General features: G+C 65.5%; 22 protein-coding genes. 13 read left to right on the top strand and 9 right to left on the bottom strand.

Going from position 1 to position 22,079, the window contains the following annotated elements; translation table 11 throughout:
* Positions 1-110 precede the first annotated feature (110 nt).
* From ACE10W_RS28265 to ACE10W_RS28245, 5 genes are all read left to right on the top strand, one after another.
* A complete protein-coding gene (locus tag ACE10W_RS28265) occupies positions 111-278 on the top strand; it encodes a hypothetical protein (RefSeq protein WP_165448169.1) in 168 nt (55 codons plus the stop codon).
* A gap of 61 nt (positions 279-339) precedes the next feature.
* Positions 340-747 (top strand): hypothetical protein, encoded by a 408-nt coding sequence (locus ACE10W_RS28260; protein ID WP_271552139.1) that lies wholly within the window; start codon positions 340-342, stop codon positions 745-747.
* Positions 748-908: 161 nt separating this feature from the next.
* On the top strand, positions 909-2,372 hold the full coding sequence (locus tag ACE10W_RS28255; protein ID WP_271552140.1) for a GH1 family beta-glucosidase: 1,464 nt from the start codon (positions 909-911) through the stop codon (positions 2,370-2,372).
* Positions 2,373-2,636: 264 nt separating this feature from the next.
* Positions 2,637-3,869 carry an acetyl-CoA C-acetyltransferase gene (locus ACE10W_RS28250; protein WP_271552141.1) on the top strand — a complete coding sequence of 411 codons (1,233 nt, stop codon included), beginning with the start codon at positions 2,637-2,639 and terminating at the stop codon, positions 3,867-3,869.
* A 344-nt stretch (positions 3,870-4,213) separates the two neighbouring features.
* A complete protein-coding gene (locus ACE10W_RS28245; RefSeq protein WP_008139488.1) occupies positions 4,214-4,516 on the top strand; it encodes an HU family DNA-binding protein in 303 nt (100 codons plus the stop codon).
* A gap of 71 nt (positions 4,517-4,587) precedes the next feature.
* Here ACE10W_RS28245 and ACE10W_RS28240 read toward each other — a convergent pair whose 3' ends face one another.
* From ACE10W_RS28240 to ACE10W_RS28225, 4 genes are all read right to left on the bottom strand, one after another.
* Positions 4,588-4,743 carry a hypothetical protein gene (locus tag ACE10W_RS28240; protein WP_192816599.1) on the bottom strand — a complete coding sequence of 52 codons (156 nt, stop codon included), beginning with the start codon at positions 4,741-4,743 and terminating at the stop codon, positions 4,588-4,590.
* 5 nt (positions 4,744-4,748) lie between these two features.
* The gene (lon, locus tag ACE10W_RS28235; protein ID WP_271552142.1) at positions 4,749-7,139 is read right to left on the bottom strand and encodes an endopeptidase La; all 2,391 of its coding nucleotides are present in this window, start codon (positions 7,137-7,139) and stop codon (positions 4,749-4,751) included.
* An 8-nt stretch (positions 7,140-7,147) separates the two neighbouring features.
* Positions 7,148-7,531, bottom strand: a complete 384-nt coding sequence (locus ACE10W_RS28230) for an Hsp20/alpha crystallin family protein (protein WP_011088914.1) — start codon at positions 7,529-7,531, stop codon at positions 7,148-7,150.
* Between the two features lie 188 nt (positions 7,532-7,719).
* Positions 7,720-8,289, bottom strand: coding sequence for a ferritin-like domain-containing protein (locus ACE10W_RS28225; RefSeq protein WP_097532440.1), 570 nt, complete (start codon positions 8,287-8,289; stop codon positions 7,720-7,722).
* Between the two features lie 144 nt (positions 8,290-8,433).
* Here ACE10W_RS28225 and ACE10W_RS28220 point away from each other — a divergent pair, with 144 nt between their 5' ends.
* The 3 genes from ACE10W_RS28220 to ACE10W_RS28210 all read left to right on the top strand — a co-directional run bounded on the left by ACE10W_RS28220 (position 8,434) and on the right by ACE10W_RS28210 (position 11,683).
* Positions 8,434-9,060 (top strand): MarC family protein, encoded by a 627-nt coding sequence (locus ACE10W_RS28220; protein ID WP_271552143.1) that lies wholly within the window; start codon positions 8,434-8,436, stop codon positions 9,058-9,060.
* 169 nt (positions 9,061-9,229) lie between these two features.
* Positions 9,230-9,883: a class II aldolase/adducin family protein gene (locus ACE10W_RS28215; protein WP_271552144.1), complete on the top strand. Its 654-nt coding sequence runs from the start codon at positions 9,230-9,232 to the stop codon at positions 9,881-9,883.
* 12 nt (positions 9,884-9,895) lie between these two features.
* Positions 9,896-11,683 carry a chloride channel protein gene (locus tag ACE10W_RS28210; RefSeq protein ID WP_011088910.1) on the top strand — a complete coding sequence of 596 codons (1,788 nt, stop codon included), beginning with the start codon at positions 9,896-9,898 and terminating at the stop codon, positions 11,681-11,683.
* Positions 11,684-11,772: 89 nt separating this feature from the next.
* Here the strand turns inward: ACE10W_RS28210 and ACE10W_RS28205 are convergent, their stop codons facing one another.
* Positions 11,773-12,021 (bottom strand): DUF2798 domain-containing protein, encoded by a 249-nt coding sequence (locus tag ACE10W_RS28205; RefSeq protein ID WP_027546509.1) that lies wholly within the window; start codon positions 12,019-12,021, stop codon positions 11,773-11,775.
* 302 nt (positions 12,022-12,323) lie between these two features.
* Between ACE10W_RS28205 and ACE10W_RS28200 the strand changes: the two genes are divergently transcribed.
* Positions 12,324-12,764: a hypothetical protein gene (locus ACE10W_RS28200; protein WP_311995895.1), complete on the top strand. Its 441-nt coding sequence runs from the start codon at positions 12,324-12,326 to the stop codon at positions 12,762-12,764.
* Between the two features lie 1,148 nt (positions 12,765-13,912).
* Here the strand turns inward: ACE10W_RS28200 and ACE10W_RS28195 are convergent.
* On the bottom strand, positions 13,913-14,350 hold the full coding sequence (locus ACE10W_RS28195; RefSeq protein ID WP_231166552.1) for a hypothetical protein: 438 nt from the start codon (positions 14,348-14,350) through the stop codon (positions 13,913-13,915).
* 2 nt (positions 14,351-14,352) lie between these two features.
* On the opposite strand from ACE10W_RS28195, the gene ACE10W_RS28190 reads away from it, so the two are divergent.
* From ACE10W_RS28190 to uraD, 4 genes are all read left to right on the top strand, one after another.
* A complete protein-coding gene (locus tag ACE10W_RS28190) occupies positions 14,353-14,631 on the top strand; it encodes a hypothetical protein (protein WP_179883794.1) in 279 nt (92 codons plus the stop codon).
* A gap of 91 nt (positions 14,632-14,722) precedes the next feature.
* Positions 14,723-15,136 carry a DUF3830 family protein gene (locus tag ACE10W_RS28185; RefSeq protein WP_028174396.1) on the top strand — a complete coding sequence of 138 codons (414 nt, stop codon included), beginning with the start codon at positions 14,723-14,725 and terminating at the stop codon, positions 15,134-15,136.
* The gene (gene puuE / locus ACE10W_RS28180; protein ID WP_011088905.1) at positions 15,137-16,072 is read left to right on the top strand and encodes an allantoinase PuuE; all 936 of its coding nucleotides are present in this window, start codon (positions 15,137-15,139) and stop codon (positions 16,070-16,072) included.
* 7 nt (positions 16,073-16,079) lie between these two features.
* Complete coding sequence (gene uraD, locus ACE10W_RS28175) at positions 16,080-16,967, top strand: 2-oxo-4-hydroxy-4-carboxy-5-ureidoimidazoline decarboxylase (RefSeq protein WP_182872236.1); 888 nt, start codon at positions 16,080-16,082, stop codon at positions 16,965-16,967.
* Here uraD and ACE10W_RS28170 read toward each other — a convergent pair whose 3' ends face one another.
* Genes ACE10W_RS28170 through ACE10W_RS28160 form a run of 3 tightly spaced genes read right to left on the bottom strand, consistent with a single transcriptional unit; the run spans position 16,968 to position 21,935 of the window.
* The gene (locus tag ACE10W_RS28170) at positions 16,968-18,365 is read right to left on the bottom strand and encodes a nucleobase:cation symporter-2 family protein (protein ID WP_271552145.1); all 1,398 of its coding nucleotides are present in this window, start codon (positions 18,363-18,365) and stop codon (positions 16,968-16,970) included. It abuts the gene before it with no gap.
* Positions 18,366-18,387: 22 nt separating this feature from the next.
* The gene (locus tag ACE10W_RS28165; RefSeq protein ID WP_271552146.1) at positions 18,388-21,111 is read right to left on the bottom strand and encodes a molybdopterin cofactor-binding domain-containing protein; all 2,724 of its coding nucleotides are present in this window, start codon (positions 21,109-21,111) and stop codon (positions 18,388-18,390) included.
* Positions 21,108-21,935, bottom strand: coding sequence for an FAD binding domain-containing protein (locus ACE10W_RS28160; RefSeq protein ID WP_060908378.1), 828 nt, complete (start codon positions 21,933-21,935; stop codon positions 21,108-21,110). The genes ACE10W_RS28165 and ACE10W_RS28160 overlap by 4 nt, the downstream gene beginning before the upstream one ends.
* Positions 21,936-22,079: the final 144 nt, after the last annotated feature.

Raw genomic sequence — 22,079 nt, 5'->3', positions numbered from 1 at the left:
AGCCTGACGCCGAGTCGCTCTTAACTGACCGGAAACCATGGCAAATGATCCGAAAATTTTAACGAAACTGTCTGGTTGTCTGCGCGTCGGTTTGCCGGAGGGCCCGTCTGATGACAGAGCACCAGTTGAGAGAGCAGGAATCCCGGATCGCGCGTTATCGGCATCTGGAACGGGAAGTGACCGACCCGCTTGCCGCGTGTCTGCTTCATAGCATCATCGAGGATCTTGAAGCCGAGCTGCGCAGGGACCGACCGGATTGGCACGGGCCGCGCGATTAACGCTTTCTTAGCGCTAATCATGCGGATTGTTTGCGGGGGACTACGAGGGGAGACTGCTCCCATGCTGAAGGATGGCACCTACACGGCGTGGTACAAGACGCCCCTCGATCAGGGGACCGGTATCGTCCATGTCGCAGACGGCCAGATTTGGGGCCGTGACAGCCTGATGACGTATCACGGCTCCTGCCAGGTCGACGGCGATCGCTTCACCGCAACCGTGTTGACGAAACGTCATACCGATGGACGTGCGACGGTCTTCGGCGTCGATGATGAACTCACGCTGGACATCGAGGGACACTGCCCCGGCAAGATCGCGACCTACACGGCGACGGCGCAACAAGTGCCGGGAATGATCCTCCATGGAACGCTCATTCTGACGGAACAGAAGCCGGCGGCGCCTGAACAAGCCGGACAGCTCCCTGCGTTCAATCCCCGCAAGCTTCCAAAGCTTCCCAAGCGCTCGCGCTGATCGCGGGAGCGCTTCGCCGGCCGGCCGGGTCGCCCGCATCCTTATGTCGCGACCCCGGGCGGCGCAATTCTGCATCCGGCCTTCCTCAAAGCTCGCTTCTCAAACCGCCCGCGACCGGTCATTGTGCCGCCGCACCAGCATCATCCCGGGGGCAGCATCACATGTCGGACAAGGTCTCGCGTCGCCAGTTTGCCGCGCTGGCGGGATTGTCCGCGGCGGCAATCGCAAACCCTCTGGACGGCGCCGACGCCAAGCCGGCGGCCGCGGCCTCGCGCGACAGCGGCTTTCCGGAAGGCTTTCTCTGGGGCACGGCGACCTCGTCCTACCAGGTCGAGGGCGCCGTCAACGAGGGCGGGCGAGGGGCCTCGATCTGGGACAGGTTCGTCCGCATCCCCGGCAAGATCGAGGACGGCTCGACCGGGGATCGCGCCAACGAGCACTATCACCGCTACAAGGAGGATATCGCGCTCATCAAGGAGCTTGGCTGCAAGGCCTACCGCTTCTCGATCGCATGGCCGCGGGTGTTTCCCGACGGCGACGGCAAGCCGAACCCCGGGGGCCTCGACTTCTACAATCGCCTGGTCGACGAGCTGCTCAAGAACGGCATCGAGCCGTGGATGACGCTCTATCATTGGGACCTGCCGCAATCGCTCCAGGACCGCTTCGGCGGCTGGCGCTCGACGGAGACCTGCAAGATCTTCGGCGACTATGCCGCCTATGTCGCCGAGCGTCTGACCGACCGCGTCAAGAACGTGTTCACGCTGAACGAGAGCGGCCGCTTCGTGCAGTTCGGCTATGGGCTCGGCATCGATGCGCCCGGCGTGACGCTTCCGCAAGGAGAGGTCAACCAGGTCAGGCACAACAGCGCGCTCGCGCATGGGCTCGCGGTGCAGGCGGTGCGCGCCCATGGCCGCCGCGGCACCAGGATCGGGCCGGCCGAGAACATCGACGTCTGCGTTCCCGCGATCGACACGCCCGAGCATGTCCGCGCCGCCGAGATCGCGCTACGCGAGATGAACGCGGGTTATCTCAACGTCATCATGACCGGCAGCTACACCGAGGCCTTCCTGAAATACGCCGGCGCCAATGCGCCGAAATACACCGACGCGGAGCTGAAGATCATCTCCTCGCCGGTCGACTTCCTCGGTCTCAACATCTACGCGCCGCAGAACTATGTGGTGCCGTCCGACCAGGGCGCCGGCTTCATGCCGCTGCCGATCCCGAAATCCTTTCCGCACATGAACTCGGACTGGCTCCGCGTCGCGCCGGAGACGATCTACTGGGTGCCGAAGCTGGCGGCCAAGATCTGGAAGACGGATGCGATCTACATCAGCGAGAACGGCACCTCCGGTGACGACGTGGTGACGCCAGACGGCAAGATCTACGACACCGACCGCATCATGTACCTGCGCAACTATCTCGCCCAGCTCCAGCGCGCAACCGCCGAAGGCGTGCCGGTGCGCGGCTATTTCCTCTGGAGCCTGATGGACAACTTTGAATGGGTGTTCGGGCTCAGCAAGCGCTTCGGGCTCTATCACGTCAATTTCGACACCCAGGTCCGTACGCCAAAGCTCAGCGCGAACTACTACCGCAACGTGATCGCGAGGAACGCGGCGGGGGTGTAGCTGCGGTCTCGGTGCCTTCGCCTCTCCCCGCGTGCGGGGAGAGGCCGGAATTTGCGGCAGCAAATTCCGGGTGAGGGGGACTCTCCGCGAGTCCATCTGTCACCGTCCTTGCCGAAGCTCCCCCTCACCCGGATTTTCCGCTACGCGTAAAATCCGGCCTCTCCCCGCAAGCGGGGAGAGGCGAAGGGGAGGCACCGCGCATTGACTCAACTCTCCCCCTGATTCACAACGCCTCTCAACACTCATAACAAGAGGACAACGCCAATGGCTGACGCGCTGATCATCGATACCTGCCGGACACCGCGGGGCGTCGGCAAGGCCGGCAAGGGAGCGCTCTCGGGCATTCATCCGCAGCAACTCGGCGCAACCGTGCTGCGCGCGCTCGCCGATCGCACCGGCATCAATACCGCCGACGTCGACGACATCGTCTGGGGCTGCAGCGCGCAGGTCGCAACACAAAGCGGCGATCTCGGCCGGATGTCGGCGCTCGATGCCGGCTACGACGTGCGCGCCAGCGCGGTGACGCTCGACCGCTTCTGCGGAAGCGGCATCACCAGCGTCAACATGGCGGCATCCTCGATCATGGCGGGCGCCGAAGACCTCGTCATCGCCGGCGGTTGCGAGATGATGTCGATGGAGGGACGCCGCGGCGGCGGTCCGATGATGATGGACGGCGGCAATCTGCGCCTGCGTGCGCGGCATCCGCAGTCGCATCAGGGCGTCTGCGCCGATGCGATCGCGACCATGGAAGGCATCACGCGACGGGACGTCGACGCGCTCGGGCTGGAGAGCCAGAAGCGCGCCGCGCATGCGACCGCGAACGGGCACTTCAAGAAGAGCCTCGTGCCGGTTCATCGCGAGGACGGCAGCCTCGCGCTCGACCACGAAGAGTATCCGCGGCCGCAGACCACGATGGAAGGCCTGAGCGCGCTGAAGCCCGCATTTCCCGCGATCGCGGATTATGTGCTCGACGACAAGGGCACGACCTATCGCGGCCTGATCCTGCAGAAATATCCGGATCTGAACATCGACTTCGTGCACCACGCCGGCAATTCATCCGGCGTCGTCGACGGTGCCGCCGCGATCCTCCTGGCCTCGCCGGCCTACGCCAAGGCGCATGGCCTTAAAGCCCGCGCCCGCGTGGTGGCGATGGCGAACATGGGGGACTCGCCGACCTTGATGCTGAACGCGCCGGTGCCGGCGACGCGCAAGGTGCTGGCGAAGGCGGGGCTCACCATCGACGACATCGACCTGTTCGAGATCAACGAGGCCTTCGCGGTGGTCGCGGAAAAATACATCCGCGACCTCAAGCTCGACCGCGCCAAGGTCAACGTCAATGGCGGCTCGATCGCGCTCGGCCATCCCATCGGCGCGACCGGCTCGATCCTGATCGGCACCGTGCTCGACGAGCTCGAGCGGCGCGACCTGAAGCGCGGCCTCGTCACCATGTGTGCCGCCGGCGGCATGGCGCCCGCCATCATTATCGAGCGCGTCTAGCCGACGCCTCCTCAGTTCTCCCCGCAAAAACGGGGAGAGGGAGCGGCTGCGGTGCAATCCGACCCTTATTTTCTAGGGTGAAACGCACCCCTCCTTGCACAAAGAGGCCGGTCGTCGCTTGTCGAAAGCAGCGAATCAGCTTTAGCAAGGCTGCGTGCGGGCCTTTGAAACAAGGTAAAATCCGCTGCCCGAGGCTCCTCCGGCTCCGGAAGTAGCTAAAAAGCAGGGTTTTTTGCCACAGGGGGCCAAAAAAGCCCGTAAAATCGCGACATAACTGTGCAGAAGGCTCTAGGCCTTCGCCGGTTGGTCTAATATGCAACCGGCAACGAATCAGAGGAGACACGATGCCAGCCCAAATGTCCAAATCGCAGTTGATCGAAAAGATTGCGACCGCCACCGAGCTTTCCAAGCGCGACGTCAAGAGCGTCATGGAGACGCTGACCGACGTCGGTCACAAGGAGCTCAAGAAGAACGGCCTGTTCCTGGTGCCGGGCTTCGCCAAGTTCGTGGTCATCAAGAAGCCCGCGACCAAGGCACGCAAGGGCACCAACCCGTTCACGGGTGAGGAGATGATGTTCAAGGCCAAGCCGGCCCGGAAGATCGTCCGCGCTCGCCCGGTCAAGGCTGCCAAGGACGCCGTGGCCTGATAAAGCAAAGGCCCCCTCGAAAAGAGGGGGCCTTTGATGTTCGACGACCGCAAGGGCTGAAACGGAGGGGGTCAGCCTTTGCGGCGCTTGACCCGGACCGGGACCGGCTGAAGCCGCGGCTCGGGTCCCGCCAGCGCATCGCGAACTCCGTCGATGGCGCGATCGAGCAGCTGGCGCAGCCGCTGCGTCTTGCGCGATCTCTTTGCTCTTTCCAGCAGTTTCTTCATCGCATTCACTCCGCCGCTTCGACCTTGGCCTCGGTCGGCTCGAGCGCTGCGGCGATGGCCTCGTCGACGCGCTCCAGCCAGATGAATTCGAGGTTGTCCCGCGCGCTCTTCGGGATGTCGTCGTAGTCCCGCTTGTTGCGCGCCGGCAGCATCACCCGCTTCAAGCCGGCGGCGGCCGCGGCCACCACCTTCTCCTTGATGCCGCCGACCGGCAGCACCAGGCCGCGCAGCGAGATCTCGCCGGTCATCGCGGTGTCGCTGCGCACCGTGCGATTGGTGAGCAGTGACGTCAGCGCCGTGTACATCGCGACCCCCGCGCTCGGTCCGTCCTTCGGGGTTGCGCCCGCCGGGACGTGAACGTGGATGTCGCTTTTCTCGAACAGCTGCGGATCGATGCCGAGCTGGCTGGCTCTGCTCTTCACCAGCGTCATCGCCGCCTGCACGCTCTCGCGCATGACGTCGCCGAGCTGGCCGGTCAGGATCATCCCGCCGCGGCCCGGCACGCGCGAGGCCTCGATGAACAGGATGTCGCCGCCGACCGGCGTCCAGGCAAGGCCGGTGGCTACGCCCGGGATGCTGGTGCGTTGCGCGATCTCGCCTTCGAAGCGCGGCTGGCCGAGCACGGTGGCGATGTCCTTCACCGTCACAACGACCTTCGCAGCCGAGCCTTCGGCGACCTGCACCGCAGCATGGCGGAACACCTTGCCGATCTCGCGCTCGAGGTTACGCACGCCGGCCTCGCGGGTGTAGCCCTTGACGATCAGCTTCAGCGCGTCCGGCTCGATCTCGGCCTGCTCGGCCGTCAGGCCGTTGGCCTCGAGCTGCCGCCGCACCAGATAGCGCTTCGCGATCTCCAGCTTCTCGTCCTCGGTGTAACCGGCGAGGCTGATCAGCTCCATGCGGTCCAGCAGCGGACCCGGAATCTGGTCCAGCATGTTGGCGGTCGCGATGAAGACAACGCGCGACAGGTCGAAGGGCACGCCCAGGTAATTGTCCCGGAATGTCCCGTTCTGCTCGGGGTCGAGCACCTCCAGCATGGCGGCGGAAGGATCGCCCTGCACCCCACGGCCCATCTTGTCGATCTCGTCCAGCATCATGACGCAATTCCGGCTACCGGCCTTCTTGATGCCCTGGATGATGTTGCCGGGCAGCGCGCCGATATAGGTGCGCCGGTGACCGCGGATCTCGGCCTCGTCATGCACGCCGCCGAGGCTGACGCGCACGAAAGGGCGATCCATCGCGCGTGCGATGGACTGGCCGAGCGAGGTCTTGCCGACGCCGGGCGGGCCGACGAAGCACAGGATCGGCGCCTTGCCCTGCGGGGCGAGCTTGCGCACCGCCAGATATTCGATGATCCGGCTCTTGATCTTCTCCAGGCCGAAATGATCGGCATCCAGGATGCGGCGCGCCTCCTTGATGTCGATCGGCTTCTCCGCGGGCAGCGCCCAGGGCAGCTCGATCAGCCAGTCGAGGTAGGTGCGGACCATGCCGGCTTCGCCGGCGGCCTCGGGCATGCGCTCGTAGCGGCGCAGCTCCTTTTTGGCGTGCGCCTCGGCCTCCGGCGGCATCTTGGCCTGGGCGATGGCAGCGTTCAGCTCGGCGACCTCGGCCGCCTTGCCGTCGCCTTCGCCGAGCTGGCGCTGGATGGTCGCCATCTGCTCGCGCAGGATCGCCTCGCGCTGCCGCTCGTCGAAGCTGGCGCGGGTCTTCTGGCCGATCTCGTTGGAGATGCGCAGCACCTCCAGCCGCTCCGCCAGGTGCTTCGACACCTTCTCGACCCGCAAGGAGAGGTCGATGGTCTCCAGCACTTCCTGCTTGTCCTGCGGCTTGATGTCCATGAACGACGTCGCCAGGTCCGCCAGCGCGCCGGGCGCGGTGGTGCTCTGGAACATCGCGACCAGCTCGGGCGGCGCCTGCGGCAGCAGCTCGATCGCCTCGATCGCCTGGCGCTGCAAATTCAGCGCGCGCGCCTCGATCTCGGGCGAGGTCGTGGTCGGCTCCGGAATCTGCTGGATCCGCGCGGCCGGGAACGGCGTCCCCGGCAGGAAGTCGAGGATGCGCGCGCGCTGCACGCCCTGGCAGACGATGTGGTGGGTGCCGTCGGGCGCGGTGATGTAGCGCACGATGTTGGCGATGGTCGCGACCCGATAGAGATCGTCCGGCCCCGGCTCTTCGGTCTCCGGGCTGCGTTGCAGGACGATGCCGACCGGCCGCTGCTCGCGCAGCGCCTGCTGCGCGGCGGCGACGGACTTCGGCCGCGCGATCGCGATCGGCGCGATGGCGCCGGGAAACAGCACCATCTCGCGCACGGGGATGATGATCAGTGCGTCGTCGGGGATCTTCACGTCGGACTCGGTGGAATTGGTCTGTGCGTTATTCATCTGTTCGGTGGCCATGATCGACCTCAGGATTTGGCGAGGCGCAGCGCGACGCAGCCGTCCATCACGAAGCGGCTGATGGCGTAGCGGCCAAGGGGCAATGCAATGCGGCGCTCAAAACGCCCCTGCGGCAGCTCGAGCCGGTGGATGCGGGCGTTGCGAAGCTCCGGCGGAAGGGTGCGCTGGCCGGAGATGACGAGCGCGCCGTCATGGATCACCGTCTCGACATTGTCGGGATTGACGCCGGGAAGCGCGACCAGGATCAAAAGCTCATGCTCGGTTTCGAGCACGTCGATCGGCGGCTCCCAGCAGGCTTCCTGGCGGCCGAACTGCTGCCGCAGCCGTTCGGCGCGGGTCAGCGAGTCCAGGGCTTCGGACAGCATCCAGTCGAGGGGATTTTTGGGTTGCATGGCAAAACTCGGGGAAGGCGCTGCGGTTGGAAAACGAGGATATGGGGACGGTTCCCCAAAATTCCAGCATCGCGCGTTTGGAGCATGCCTGTCCCCTCGAACCCGAGGAGGCCCTTGCAATCAGTCGCTGCGACGCCGCGGAGATGTTCCGCGGCGTCGTAGGCAACAGTTGGGCCGGGGCGCGCCGATCAGGCGGCGGCGCGGTATTCTTCTTCCGCTTCGAGGTTGATCACGGAGGTGGCGAGCTCGGTCAGGGTGTGATCGGTCGCCTCTTCCTCATCGAGCGTCGCCTGGAGCAGCCTGGCGGCGTCCGGCATGCCGAGCTCCTCGGCCCAGGTGCGCAGCGTGCCGTAGCGGGAGATCTCGTAGTGCTCGACGGCTTGCGCCGCGGCGAGCAGGCCGGCGTCGAGGGCGGGGGCGTTCTTGAAATCCTTCATGATCCCGGCGCCCTCGTCGGTGATGCCGTTGATCGCCTCGCAGGGCTTGCCGCGCGCGGGCTTGCCCAGCATCTTGAAGATCTGGTCAAGGCGTTTGACCTGGCCCTGCGTCTCGCGCAGATGCTTGTTGAAGGCGGCGGACAGCTGCTTGGAGTGAGCCGCCTTCGCCATCTTCGGCAGCGTCTTGATGATCTTGTTCTCGGCGTAATAGATGTCCTTCAGCGTCTCCAGAAACAGGTCGCTCAACATCTTCGGCGCCTGACGCGGGCGGCGCGCCGCGGACTTTTTCGCGTTCGCACGTTTCTTTGCTCGTTTGGCCATAAATCCTCCTCTTGAGGCGACACGGGAAGGCGAGGCCCTCCTCAATCCTCGCGCGACCAAGACTCTGCGAGGGCAAATGTTCCTCGCGAAGGCCGCGTCGAGCCGTTATGGATTGCGGCCCCACCTCGCGCGAGACCCAGCCGCATGCTCGACTTCGCCCTGTCCGCCTTCGTGACGCTGCTGCTGGTGGTCGATCCCGTCGGCCTTGCGCCGGCCTTCCTGGCCGCGACCGGGGGCATGCCCGACACGGTCAAGCGCACGATCGCGCTGCGCGCGCCGCTGATCGCCGCCTCGATCCTGGTGGTGATCGCGCTGGTCGGAAACTGGCTGTTGCGCCAGCTCGGGATCGGCATCCCCGCGTTCCAGATCGCCGGCGGGCTGCTGCTGTTCGGCGTCTCCTACCAGATGATCTTCGGCGACCGCCCGCATCGCGAGGCCCGCGAGGCCGACAAGGCGACCTCGGAGCACGCGTCCGATGTCGCGGTGTTTCCGCTGGCGATCCCCATGATGGCCGGTCCCGGTGCGATTGCGACCACATTGCTGTTGACGGGCGATGCCGGCTACGGGGCGCGGCTCGCGATCATCATCGCGGTCGTCCTCTCGGTGTGCCTGCTCTGCATCCTGTGCTTTCTGTCCGCGAGCCTGATCGCCCGCACCCTCGGGCGCACCGGAAATGCCGTGCTTTCGCGCGTGCTCGGCATGCTGCTCGCCGCCTATTCCGTGCAGTTCGTGATCAACGGCATCGCGGCCGTCCGGGCGAGCCTGCCGTAGGGTTGCGACGATCCGTTAATCCGTTGATTTCACGGTCTATTTCGTGCCGCGCCGGACCGGCCGGCGAGACGACAGGCGGTCCGGTCGCTTTCGCTTGCGCTGCCATATTGCTTTGACGTACTTCCGGTCTGACAAACGCCCATCGCCAAGAAGTCGAGATGAAATCGGGATGTCGATGACCGTGGACGAGCTCGCCAAGAGACAGGCCATCATCGACGCCTGCCGCCGCATGAATGCGCTCGGCATCAACCAGGGCACATCAGGCAATATCAGCGTCCGGCATGTGGACGGGCTGCTGGTCACGCCGACCAGCGTGCCCTATGAGGCCATGACGCCGGACCAGATCGTGTTCATGGCGATGGACGGCTCGCACGCGCCCGATCAGAAGCCGTCCAGCGAGTGGCGCTTCCACCGCGACATCCTGAAGGCCCGGCCCGACGTCGGCGCCGTGGTCCATGCCCATCCGACCTATTGCACCATCCTGGCGATCATGGGCATGGAGATCCCGCCGGTGCACTACATGATTGCGGCCGCAGGCGGCGACAGCATCCGCTGCGCGTCCTATGCCACGTTCGGAACGGAGGAACTGTCCGAACATGCGGTGCGGGCGCTGGAGGGGCGGCTTGCCTGCCTGCTCGACCATCACGGCATGATCGCGATCGGCAAGACGCTGGACAAGGCGATGTGGCTCGCTGTCGAGGTCGAGACCCTGGCGCGGCAATATCACGGCTGCCTCCAGATCGGGAAACCGCCGCTGCTCTCTAGCGCTGAGATCGAACGCGTGCGCCAGCGCATGTCCGGCTACGGCATGTCGGAAGGGTAGGGCGGGCAGAAGGTGTTCGTGCGGATCAGACATCTCGCCGATCGCAAGGGATCGAACCGCCTCATGGTTCGCCTGCGCGCGCTCTTGCGCAGCAACGAGTTCTACCTGATCCCGCTCGCACTGGTGATCGGCACGCTGGCCGGCGCCATCGTGACGCTGATGGCCGAGATCGCGCAGATTGCCCATATGGTCATCTACGGCATTCCCGTCGACGTCCGCCTGTCGGCCAACGCCAGGGTCAGCCCCTGGGCGGCGCTGATCGCGCCTGCGCTCGGCGGATTGGCGCTCGGCATCATGGAATGGTCGCGGCGGCGGATGAAGATCTCCAGCGCGGTCGACCCGATCGAGGCCAATGCGCTGCGCGGCGGCAATCTGTCGATGCGCGACAGCCTGGTGGTGTCGAGCCAGACGCTGATCTCCAACGGCTGCGGCGCCTCGGTCGGCCTCGAGGCCGGCTATACGCAGATCGGCTCCGGCATCGCCTCGCTGCTCGGCAAGTTCTTCAATCTGCGCCGCAACGATCTGCGCCTGATGGTCGGCTGCGGTGCGGCCGCCGCGATCGCCGCGGCGTTCGGCGCGCCGATCACCGGCGCCTTCTACGCCTGCGAGCTGATCGTCGGCGTCTATTCGGTCGGCAGCGCCGCCCCGATCCTGGCGGCCTCGCTCGCAGGTGCGCTGACCGCGCAATGGCTCGGCGGCGCGCCGTATTCGCTGGAGATACCGAAGGTCAGCGCCGTCGGCGTCGAGCAGTACCTGGCACTGATCGGTCTCGCCCTCATCACCAGCGGCGTCGGCATCGCCGTGATGCGCTCCTCGCCGATGTTCGAGCGCCTGTTCGCCTGGCTGCCGGTCTGGCTGCGTCCGGTGATGGGCGGCCTCGTCGTCGGCGGCTTTGCCATCGTCACGCCGCAGGTGCTGGCGGCCGGCCACGGCGCCATGGTGCTCGATCTCTTTCACGACATGACGATCGGCCTGATCGCGCTGATCATCGCCCTGAAGGTGACGGCCTGCCTGATCTCGCTCGCCTCGGGCTTCCGCGGCGGCCTGTTCTTCGCTTCGCTGTTCGTCGGCAGCCTGATCGGAAAGTTCTTCTCCGCGGTGCTGTTGCTGATCAGTCCGAACTTCGTGATCGATCCGCTGGTGGCGATGCTGACGGGCATGGCGACGCTCGGCGTCGCCATCGTCGGCGGTCCCCTGACGATGTCGTTCCTCGTGCTCGAGATGACCCGCAATGTCGACGTCACCGCCGTGGTGCTGGCCGGCTGCATCGTCACCTCGATCTGCGTCCGCTTCATGTTCGGCCACTCCTTCTCGACCTGGCGTCTGCATCTGCGCGGCGAGACCATCCGCAGCGCCAACGACGTCGGCTGGCTGCGCAACCTGACAGTCGAGCGGCTGATGCGCTCCGACGTCGGCAAGGTGCCGTCGACCACGACGATCGCCGCCGTACGCCGCGAATTCGTGCTGGGTTCGCGGCCGGGAGTCGTCATCGTCAACAATGCTGACGAGTATATCGGCCTCGTCCTGCTGCCCGATCTGTTCTCCAGCGACCTCGACACCATCGCCGACGACATCCAGGTGATCGAGCTCGCCCGCCTGATCGACATCGTGCTGATCCCGGAAATGAACGTGAAGTCGGCGATGGCGGTGTTCGACGAGGCGGAAGCCGAGATGCTGGCGGTGGTCGATTCCACCGACAGCCGCAAGGTGGTCGGCTTCCTCACCGAGAATTTCGCCCGCCGCCGCTATGTCGAGGAGATCGACAAGGCCACGCGCGGCGTGCTCGGGGCGCTGTCGTAAAGCGGGATGAGATCGGAGTGAATCGTCATCGCGCTTCACGTTGGTGTTTGAGCGTGATCTTTCGGAAGGCCGCTAGGCGCGTTTCCGGATCATTGCGATGGAGACGCGACCACGCAGGCCACGATCCGGCGGACCAGTGGCAGCACCATCAGCAGCGTTGGAAAGGCGACAAGCCATGACAGCGCCCAGGCGCCGGGCCAGGTCGCGAGGAAGGCCGGCGTTGCGCCGAGGCTTCGAAGCGTCGAAATGACCGACACCACGGCTGTCATGAGGATGGACAGCACAAAGGGCATCACGATCGGCGCATAGCGCGCCGGCAGTTTGCGAACCGCAATCATCTGATTTCTCTTAGGGAAAAAGACGCGTCAGTCACGTTGAACCCTGCAAATGGCATCGATCCCGACGGCGTCGGTTGATGCGTTGGTTCACGTGAACGCTTACGGCGACCGCAAAACGGCGCGGCTGTTCATTATCCGCTCAGGTTGAGTGGTTCAAGCTGGATCTGGTCAGTCGGTTTACAATCGTTCAAAGCGTGGCAAATTGCCGCGATCATGAAACGATTTCAGTGGTTTGCGCGTTATAGGTCGTTTGCACGTGTCTCTTTGGGCGAGAAATGAGGAAGATTAAGATGATTGGACCTATGACTTCAGCAGCCAGCCGCAATACGGTGCTGGCCGCGTTCGCAAGCCTCGCCCTGGTTGCGGCCTCCGCGACGCCGTCCGCGGCAGTCTCGTCCGGGACTCCTTCCAAGGCGGCCGTCGCTGGCCAGGCTGTGTCCGACGCCACCGATTTCAGCGCGGCCAAGCGCCGTTACTATCGCCGCGGACCGAATGCTGCAGCCCTCGCCATCATGGGCGCGGCGACCGGCCTGGCCATCGGCGCGATCGCCGAAAGCCGGCGCCGCGACTACTACGAAGATCGTTATTATTACGATCGGGGCCCAGGCTACTACGGTGGTCCAGCCTATTACGGCGGTTCCAACTATTACCGGGGGCCGAACCGTCCTCCGGGCCCATACATCCCTGGGGGCTATTGTGCCGGTGGAGGCCCCTCGGCCATCTGCGGCAATTACGACCATTGAGTTCGGACGCGGCTGTCGGGCCGGACAGCTTCGCAGGTATTGCCATGGGGTGGGTTAGCGAAAGCGTAACCCACCCCTTTTTGCCGCTCCGCAGTCACGCAAAGACCCCGGATGTCGCTTCCGCCTTCGCTCTTCGAGCTACGGCGGACAAGTCGCTCATCCGGGCCACCGAGACCGGGGTGTGTCGCTCGGCTGTCAATCCGATCTCGCGAAAATATTCCACTTTGCCGAAATTCGGATTTATCGTATGTGTCGCCCATCCCGGCTCATCCTTGAGGGGCGATCATGAGGTCGTCATTTTCGCGAGCCGGGCTTGCGGTGGACGCGGCAGCGTCGGGCGCGAGTGGCCAGGGGCAGGGCGGATTGCCCTCCGTGAGCCCTGAGGTGTCGCGCGGACGAACGGCGCTGTCAGGTTCGTCTCGCCTGTAAGTTTCCGGCTCCGTCGACAGGGCTGGGAAAACTGCGGCGAACAAGCGAACCGCGCGTACGGCAAAACCGTGTGGTCCTGGCCGTCGTTGCTACGGTCAAGCTCTTGCGAATGCGGCAGTCGCGTCAACCGGCGCGGTGCCGGTGAATTTCGCGAAAGTGAGGGAGGCCAGAACGAACTCGGCTCCCGGGAGAGCACGGCATAAGCCGTCCAACCACTGCGCAGGGAAGGCCGAGTGATTGGCTACACCTGTATGCTGCTGTGCGGTTTACCTGCGTGTGCTTTCGCGCAGCAGACCGCGGGTGCCAGCCGGCACCCGGCCTTCCCTGCGCCCTCTTGGCTCAAGAGGAGAGAGTTGAAGCAAAGCTCGGGCGAAACGCGCCGCGAGAACGGGAAGGCGTGTCTATTGCTCAAGATGCTGAAATTGATGATCCAGACGAAACTCTATGACCGTCACCCTGAGGTGCGCGCTCTGCGACGCAACCGCGCCGCTGAGCAAGCCTCGAAGGGCGACGGCCCGGCTGCATCCTCGGCCGTTCATCCTTCGAGGCTCCGCTCGCGATGCTTTGCATCGCAAGCCTCGCGCCTCAGGATGACGGAATTGCTAGCGTCGTCGTTGCGAGTTGGAATCAGCGCTGAAGATCTGACGCGCACTGGATGAAACTCGCAAGGGCGCCTCGCAATGACGACGTTGCAGCAGTTGTGCACTACGCTTCCAGCATCACCGTCCCGCGGGCGCCGACATGGCGCCGTTGGCGTAGCGCGACCAGTCGGGCTGCGTCGGCTGCGACGGCCAGAGCGCGGCGTTGGAGTTGCGCACCGACTGGGTGATGGGGACGGGGTGCGCCTTGCGGCCGTGGTGGCGATCGCTGGCTGCGGCGGTCTGGATGGTGGCGGCGGCAATCAGCGTTGCGCTGAGAATGGCGAAGGTCTTCTGCATCGTTGTTTCTCCCGCGACGACGCTCCGGCTGTGAGACATGTTTTCGTCGTCGCGGCTGACATAGCGATGCGCCCCTTCAGATATCAGCGGCGCCGCCTTCACGATGGAGCGAGCAAATTTTTTGGTCCCGGCTAAATATTCGGCAATCGCCCGGTTGGGCCCGATGGACTTGCCCCCGGCAATCCGGTTGAATGGGGCGAATTGGTTTTCAGGCGACAACGATGTCGAAATATCTGCTGGTCCTTCTCCTGATCGCCTCGCCGGCCGCGGCGCAGGTCAAGCTCACGCCGAAGAGTTCGGCGGCGCATCCGGACCCCTGCGCGCCGATCGGGCGGACCGCGGACGGCAAGCTGGTCTACTCGATGAAATGCGAGAACCTTCCCGCACCGCCTCCACCCCCGCCGCAGGCGGAACTCAAGGAGGCGCCGCCGCCTGCCGCCGAGCCCGAGCCGGAGACGCGGCGGAGCGGCATTTTCGGCTGGTCCTACGACCGCAGGTGAGGGGCCGCGCCCCTTGCGCGGAGCCCGATGGAATGCTCTTTGCTTGAAAATTCCCCGTGGGGCCTTCAGGCTCCCGATCCAGAGAGATGAGATGAGAAAACTCGTTATCCGCGCCGGCGACTACACCTTCGATGCCCGTTTCGAGGAGCAGGCGGCGCCCAAGACCGTTGCCGCGTTCCGCAAGGCGATGCCGTTCGAAAGCCACATCATCCATGTGCGCTGGAGCGGCGAAGCGGTGTGGATGCCGCTCGGCGACCTCGATTTCGGCGTCGGCTATGAGAACCACACCAGCTATCCCGCGCCGGGCCAGATCATCCTCTATCCCGGCGGCATCAGCGAGACCGAGATCCTGATGGCCTATGGCGGTGTGAGCTTCGCGAGCAAGATGGGTCAGCTCGCCGGCAATCACTTCATCACGGTGACCTCGGGGCTGGAGAATCTGGCGACGCTGGGCAAGAGCGTGCTGTGGAAGGGCGCGCTGCCGATCCGCTTCGAGGAAGTCTGAGTGACTGATACCCGCTACCCGCGCGATCTCCGCGGCTACGGCCGCAACCCGCCGCATCCGCAATGGCCGGGCAACGCGCGGGTCGCGGTGCAGTTCGTCGTCAATTTCGAGGAAGGCGGCGAGAACAACATCCTGCACGGCGACCGCGCCTCGGAAGCCTTCCTGTCCGACGTGCTCGGCGCGCAGCCCTGGCCGGGCCAGCGCCACGCCAATATTGAATCGATGTTCGAGTATGGTTCGCGCGCCGGTTTCTGGCGGCTGTGGCGGATGTTCGATGAGCGAAAGTGGCCGACCACCGTGTTCGGCGTCGCCACCGCGCTGAAGCGGAATCCGGAAATCGTCGCCGCGATGAAGGAGTCCGGCTGGGACATCGCCAGCCACAGCCTGAAATGGATCGAGCACAAGGACATGACCGAGGCGCAGGAGCGCGCCGAGATCGCCGAGTCGATCCGCGTCCACCTCGAGGCGACGGGGTCGCGGCCGCTCGGCTGGTACACCGGGCGCTCCTCGATCAACACCAACCGCCTCCTGATGGAGGAGGGCGGCTTCCTCTATCTCTGCGACTCCTATGCCGATGATCTGCCCTATTGGGTCAAGGGCGCCAGAGGCAAGCAGCTCATCATTCCCTATACGTTGGACGCCAACGACATGCGGTTCATCAACCCGCAGGGCTTTGCCGAAGGCGAGCAGTTCTACACCTATCTGAAGGACGCCTTCGACGTGCTCTACGCCGAAGGTGAGACCGCGCCGAAGATGATGTCGGTCGGCCTGCACTGCCGTCTCGCCGGCCGGCCCGGCCGCGCCGCGGGGCTGATCCGCTTCCTGGATTATATCGGCAAGCACGAACGCGTCTGGGTGCCGACGCGGCTCCAGATCGCGCAGCACTGGCACGACAAGCACGCGCATCTTGCTGCCGACGCCTTCGAGATCGGGTGAAGGTGTGATGTTGCAAACCTCGCTCGCCGATCTCAACGCCGCCGACAAAGCCGACTTCGTCGCGGCCCTCGCCAATGTCGTCGAATATTCGCCGTGGATTGCGGAGAAGCTCGCCGGGCAGCGGCCATTCACCGGCATCACCCAGTTGCACGCCGCGCTGATGGCAGCGATCCAGAGCGCCGAACCCGACGTGCAGCTGGCGCTGATCCGGGCGCATCCCGACCTCGCCAACAAGACCCAGCGCGCCGCGGGCCTGACGGCGGAATCGACCGATGAGCAGAACAGCGCCGGGCTCGACCGGCTGTCGGACGCCGAATATGCCGCGTTCGAGCGCGTCAACAACGCGTACCGTGAAAAGTTCGGCTTCCCCTACATCGTCTGCGTGCGCCGCCATACCAGGGATTCCGTGCTGGCCGACTTCGAGACGCGGCTACTCAATATTGCCAAGACCGAGACGCGACGTGCGATCGAGGAGATTGGCCGCATCTCGGCGCTGCGGCTCGACCAGCTCGTCGTTGCCGACGACAAGCTCAAGGTGCACGGCCGGCTCTCGACGCATGTGCTGGACAATCACGCCGGCAAGCCCGCGCCAGGCATCCCGGTGGAGCTGATCGAGCTTGCGAGTCTCGGCGAGAGCCGCGTCATCGCGCGCACCGTCACCAATGCGGATGGGCGTACCGATCAGCCGTTGATCGGCGGCCGTCCGCTTCCGATCGGCCGCTACGAGCTTCGCTTCCGCGTCGCCAGATATTACGCCGAGCGCAACGTGCCGCTGTCGGAGCCGCCGTTCCTCGACGAGATCCCATTGCGCTTTGCGATCAGCGAGCCGGAAAATCACTACCACGTGCCGCTGCTGGTCACGCCCTGGAGCTACGCGACCTATCGCGGCAGCTAGCTAAACATGTTGTGCGGATGACGCGACTGCCGCTGCATCCGCCTCGGCCGCAGCGCCGCCGCCCAAGCCGTTGAAGAAGGCGTTGAGCAGTACCGAGACCACCGCACAAAGCAAAATGCCGGACTCCAGCAGCGGCTGTAGATCATGAGGCAGGTTCCGGAAGAACCCGGGCGCGGCGAGCGGGATCAGGCCGAAGCCGATCGAGATCGCGACGATGAAGAGATTGTAGCGGTTGGTGCGGAAATCGACCGAGGTGAGGATGCGCGCGCCTGTTGCCGCGACCATGCCGAACATGACGAGGCCCGCGCCGCCGAGCACGACCAGCGGCACCGCCTCGACCAGCGCCGCGAGCTTCGGCAACAGTCCGAGCCCGAGCATGATGCAGCCGCCCGTCACCGTCACCCAGCGCGAGCGCACGCCGGTGACGGAGACGAGGCCGACATTCTGCGAGAACGAGGTGTAGGGAAAGGTGTTGAAGATGCCGCCGAGCAGCGTGCCGACGCCGTCGGCGCGCAGGCCCCGGCTCAGGGCTTCGCGGTCGACCGCCTTGCCAGTGATGTCGCCGAGCGCGAGGAACATGCCGAGCGACTCGATCATCACCACGATCATGACGACACACATGGTGACAACGGGCACGAGGTGGAATTGCGGCATGCCGAAGCGGAACGGGATCACCAGCGCGCCCCAGGAGGCAGCACTGACCTTGTCGAAATGCATCACGCCCAGAATGGTCGCGAGCACGGCGCCAGCGACGATGCCGAGCAGCACGGAGACGTTGGCGAGGAAGCCGGTGCCCCATTTGATCAGGCCGAGGATGAAAAGCAGCACGAACAGCGAAATGCCGAGCCCCTGCAATTGCCCATAGGCCGGATTGGGAAAGCTGCCTGCAACGCCGTCGACGACCTTCGTCAAGGTCGACAGGCCGCCGCCGGCCCAGTTGATCCCGACCCGCATCAAGGAGATGCCGATGACGAGAATGATGCTGCCGGTGACGACCGGCGGAAACAGCGGCAGCAGCCGGCTGACGAAGGGTGCGGCGACGATGCCGAACAGGCCGGCGGCGATGACGGAGCCGTAGATGCCGAGCAGGCCGATATCGGGCGCGGCGGCCATCGAGAGCATCGGCCCGACCGAAGCAAACGTCACGCCCATCATCACGGGCAGGCGGATGCCGACGCCGGGGAAGCCGAGGCATTGCACCAGCGTCGCAAGCCCGCAGGCGAACAGGTCGGCGCTGATCAGGAAGGCGACGTCCTCCGGCGGCAGCTTCAGCGCGCGTCCGATGATCAGCGGCACCGCGACCGCGCCGGCATACATCACCAGCACATGCTGGAGCCCGAGCGCGAGCAGGCGCGGGACCGGCAGGACTTCGTCGACGGGATGGACCTCGCTGCTCACGAATGAATCCCCCAAAATAGGACTAACCAAATTTATCGTGCAGCGCCGGAAACAGCCGGTCCGGCTTGAACGGTGGTGCGGTGAAGCGGATGCCGGTGGCGTCTGCAATCGCGTTGCCGAGCGCCGCGGCGACCGGATTGTACGGACTCTCGCTCATCGACTTCGCGCCCAAGGGGCCGATGGTGTCGGAGGTCTCGGCGAAGAAGACTTCGGTGCGCGGCACGTCCGCGAAGGAGGGCAGGTGGTAGTCGCGGAATTTGGCGTTGGTGACGCGGCCGTCCGCGTCGATCACCATCTCCTCGTAGAGCGCAGCACCAAGCGCCTGCGCGACGCCGCCCTCGACCTGGCCGCGGCACTGCATGGGATTGGCGACGACGCCGGCGTCGGCGGCCTGCACGCTTCTGAGAATCTTGAGCTCGCCGGTGCCCTTGTTCACCGCCACGCGAAAGCCCTGCACGTTGAAGCCGACCGAGCGCGGCGTGCCGCCGGAATTGCCTTGTGCTGCGAGCGGCTGGCCGCGTTCGCGCGCAAGCTTCGCAAGCTCCACAAAGGACATGCGCCTGACGCCGCTCACGACGAACTCGTCCTCGAGCGCGCAGCTTCCGACATCGCAAAGCCAGGCGCCGGCCGCGGCCGCCCTCAAGTCCGTGGCAAGCTGCATGGCGGCTGCATGCGTCGCCTTGCCGGCGACGAAGGTGCCCGCGCTGCCATAGGCGCCGGTGTCGTGGCCGCCATGGGCGGTGTCGGACTGGCGCAGGCGAATCCTGTCGACGGTGGTCGCCAGCGTCGTCGCCGCGATCTGGCGGTGGACCGTGCTGGTGCCGTTGCCGAACTCGGCGGTGCCGACGGTGAGATCGAAGCCGCCGTCGTCGTTGAGCGCGATCATGGCGTCCGCGATGTGGCCGGCGGGCGGCACGGTGTCGATCATGGTCAGCGCGATGCCATCGCCGATCAGCCATTCCGGCGACAGCTCCGGCCGCGGGCCATCCGCCTGCATCGCGCGCTCGACGAGATCGAGGCACTGGTCGAGCCCGTAGGAGCCATAGAGCACGTCGTGAAATTCGGATGGCGGCGGCGACAGCATGGGGTCGCCTGGCTTGACGATGTTGCGCCGGCGCATGTCGTAGGGGCTGATGCCGAGCTGCCCGGCCAGCTCGTCGATTGCGGCCTCGATCGCGATCAGCGTCTGCGGCAGGCCATAGCCGCGAAACGCGCCCGATGGCACCGTGTTGGTGTAGACGGCGTAGCCGTCGACCCGCTTGTTCGGACAATTGTAGACGGCGATGGACTCGGACAGCGAGTGGAACATCACCGGGCCGGCGTGATTGCCGTAGGCGCCGGTGTTGGAGAGCACGTCGAGCTGGAGTGCGGTGAGCTTGCCGTCGGCATCGGCACCGGCCTTGATGTGGACCCGCATCGGATGCCGCGTCGACGTCGCGATGAATTGCTCCTCGCGGGTGAGCTCCAGCTTCACGGGGCGTCCGGTCTTCAGCGCGGCGAGCGCAAGGATATCCTCGACGAACATCTCCTGCTTGCCGCCAAATCCGCCGCCGACGCGCTCGCAGAACACGCGGACCTTGTCCATGGGCAGCTGGAAGATGTCGGACAGCGCGCGCCGGGTCAGGAACGGCACCTGCGTCGAGGTGCGGACGTTGAGCACGCCGGAGGCGTCGAGCCAGGCGAGGCCGCCATGGGTCTCCAGCGCGGCGTGCTGCACGCGATGGCTGTGGAAGGTGGCTTCGTAGGTGACGGCGGATGTGGCGAGTGCTGCTGCGACATCGCCGAACTCGCCATGGGTCTCAGCCGCAAGGTTGCGCCTGGCGTCGGCGACGCGGTTCTCGGTGGTGCGGTCGGGATGAATGATGGGTGCGCCGGGCGCCATCGCCTGCTCTGGATCGATCAGCGCAGGCAGGACCTCGTAAGTGACCTTGAGCCTCCGGCAGGCTTCCTCGGCGGCGCCTTCGCTTTCGGCGACGACGGCCGCGACCTTCTGGCCGATGAAGCGCACGACGTCGTCGAGGATGCGGGTGTCCTCGGGGTCCATCCAGTCCTTCTCGTGCCGCGCGGTCGAGATCAGCACCGATGGCGCGTCCTCATGCGTCAGCACCGCATGCACGCCGGGAACGCTGAGCGCCGCAGACTTGTCGATCGCGGTGATTCTGGCGTGCGCGTGAGGCGAGCGGAGCAGCTTGATGTGCAGCAGGCCGTCAATCTGCGTGTCGAACGTGTAGCGTGCCTTGCCGCGCACGACATCGGGACCTGCTGGCGCCGGAAGGCTGCGGCCGAAGGCGGCGCCGGCCTCGACGCTCTCCTCGACGTTGATCTTGCCGAGCAGCGCGTCCTCGATCGCGCGATAGCCGGTGCAGCGGCAGATATTGCCTTTCAGCGCGGCGCCGAGATCGGTGCGCTGCGCCTGGTTCAGCGAGGCGCAGGTCAGGATCATGCCGGCGGTGCAGAAGCCGCATTGAAAGCCCTGCGCATCGAGGAAGGCCTGCTGCATCGGATGCGCGCCGTGGTCGCCGCCGAGGCCCTCGATCGTGGTCACAGTGCGCCCCTCGGCGCGGAACGCCGGGATCAGGCAGCTGTGCACCGGCTCGCCGTCGAGCAGCACGGTGCAGGCGCCGCAATCGCCGGCGTCGCAGCCCTTCTTGACGCCGAAATGACCGAGCTCGCGCAGGAACGTGCGGAGGCACTGGCCGGCGCGCGGCTCCTGCGGAAACGTCTTGCCGTTGATCTCGAAGCTCATGACGGCGTTGCCCCCAGGAGTTCGCCGCGAATCTCTTCGGCGAGCCGCAGCGTCATGTGCTTGCGCCAGAGCGGCTTGCCGTGGATGTCGGTGTGGTAGAGGTCATCGGTGATCTGCTGCACGATCGCGTCGCGAACCGCGCTCGCGTCCGGGGCTTTGTGAAAGGTGAGGCGGATCGGCCGCACCGTCGATGCGGTGACTGTCAGCGCCAGCGTGCCGTCGCTATCGAGGCTGCCGATCAGGAGTGCCGCTGAGCGGCCGACCGGGGCGAGCGAGATCTGGCGAAACGCCGTACGGCGCTTCAGCGCGGCAATCGGGATATCGATCTGCCGCAGCAGGTCTCCCGGCGTCAGGCGATTGCGCTGGTTGCCGGTGACGAAGTCGATGACGGGAATCTTCTGTTCGCCGCCGCCAGCCTTCCAGATCGTGCAGACGCCGTCGAGCGCTGATGTGAGCGAGATCATCGGTCCCGCCGGCAGCGACATGCAGAGATTGCCGCCGACGGTCGCGGTCTTCCAGATCTTGAACGAAGCGAGGAACGCGCGGCAGCACTGGCTGATCAGCGGCGCTGCGAGCCAGTCGGCCGGGCAGGCGAGTCCGTCGATCTGCGCGACGGTGCAAGTGGCGGCGATGCCGAGATGGCTCTCGGTGATCGTCAGCGCCGGCCATTTCAGATCGGTGAGATCGATCAGGCGCGTCAGCTGCGCTTGCGGCTCCGAGAACAGCCAGGTGCCGCCTGCGAGCCAAGCATCGCCTGGCGTCCAAACGGGCAGCTGCGCGCGCGTTTGCGGATGGGCTACGGCTGTGATGGTATTCAAGTCCATGGCTGCGCCAGCGCTTGCATCGAGTGATTTGTACCGAGAGAAAGTCTTGCAAGACCAGAGCCAAGTCGCAACAAGAAGTCGCAGCGGGAACGCGATTGGGCTGGCCTCCGCCTTGCAGGTCTGCCGTCAGCGGATGTGGGGAGA

It is taken from the genome of Bradyrhizobium sp. B025, assembly GCF_042257955.1.
Classification (GTDB): domain Bacteria; phylum Pseudomonadota; class Alphaproteobacteria; order Rhizobiales; family Xanthobacteraceae; genus Bradyrhizobium; species Bradyrhizobium diazoefficiens.
The sequence above is the reverse complement of the archived record's forward strand: the minus strand, read 5'-3'. Positions and strand labels throughout refer to the sequence as shown.

Coding starts and splice junctions, on each gene's coding strand:
- ACE10W_RS28265 (WP_165448169.1), top strand. CDS start 111: ATGACAGAGCACCAGTTGAGAGAGCAGGAATCCCGGATCGCGCGTTAT.
- ACE10W_RS28260 (WP_271552139.1), top strand. CDS start 340: ATGCTGAAGGATGGCACCTACACGGCGTGGTACAAGACGCCCCTCGAT.
- ACE10W_RS28255 (WP_271552140.1), top strand. CDS start 909: ATGTCGGACAAGGTCTCGCGTCGCCAGTTTGCCGCGCTGGCGGGATTG.
- ACE10W_RS28250 (WP_271552141.1), top strand. CDS start 2,637: ATGGCTGACGCGCTGATCATCGATACCTGCCGGACACCGCGGGGCGTC.
- ACE10W_RS28245 (WP_008139488.1), top strand. CDS start 4,214: ATGCCAGCCCAAATGTCCAAATCGCAGTTGATCGAAAAGATTGCGACC.
- ACE10W_RS28240 (WP_192816599.1), bottom strand. CDS start 4,743: ATGAAGAAACTGCTGGAAAGAGCAAAGAGATCGCGCAAGACGCAGCGG.
- lon (WP_271552142.1), bottom strand. CDS start 7,139: ATGGCCACCGAACAGATGAATAACGCACAGACCAATTCCACCGAGTCC.
- ACE10W_RS28230 (WP_011088914.1), bottom strand. CDS start 7,531: ATGCAACCCAAAAATCCCCTCGACTGGATGCTGTCCGAAGCCCTGGAC.
- ACE10W_RS28225 (WP_097532440.1), bottom strand. CDS start 8,289: ATGGCCAAACGAGCAAAGAAACGTGCGAACGCGAAAAAGTCCGCGGCG.
- ACE10W_RS28220 (WP_271552143.1), top strand. CDS start 8,434: ATGCTCGACTTCGCCCTGTCCGCCTTCGTGACGCTGCTGCTGGTGGTC.
- ACE10W_RS28215 (WP_271552144.1), top strand. CDS start 9,230: ATGTCGATGACCGTGGACGAGCTCGCCAAGAGACAGGCCATCATCGAC.
- ACE10W_RS28205 (WP_027546509.1), bottom strand. CDS start 12,021: ATGATTGCGGTTCGCAAACTGCCGGCGCGCTATGCGCCGATCGTGATG.
- ACE10W_RS28200 (WP_311995895.1), top strand. CDS start 12,324: ATGACTTCAGCAGCCAGCCGCAATACGGTGCTGGCCGCGTTCGCAAGC.
- ACE10W_RS28190 (WP_179883794.1), top strand. CDS start 14,353: ATGTCGAAATATCTGCTGGTCCTTCTCCTGATCGCCTCGCCGGCCGCG.
- ACE10W_RS28185 (WP_028174396.1), top strand. CDS start 14,723: ATGAGAAAACTCGTTATCCGCGCCGGCGACTACACCTTCGATGCCCGT.
- uraD (WP_182872236.1), top strand. CDS start 16,080: ATGTTGCAAACCTCGCTCGCCGATCTCAACGCCGCCGACAAAGCCGAC.
- ACE10W_RS28165 (WP_271552146.1), bottom strand. CDS start 21,111: ATGAGCTTCGAGATCAACGGCAAGACGTTTCCGCAGGAGCCGCGCGCC.
- ACE10W_RS28160 (WP_060908378.1), bottom strand. CDS start 21,935: ATGGACTTGAATACCATCACAGCCGTAGCCCATCCGCAAACGCGCGCG.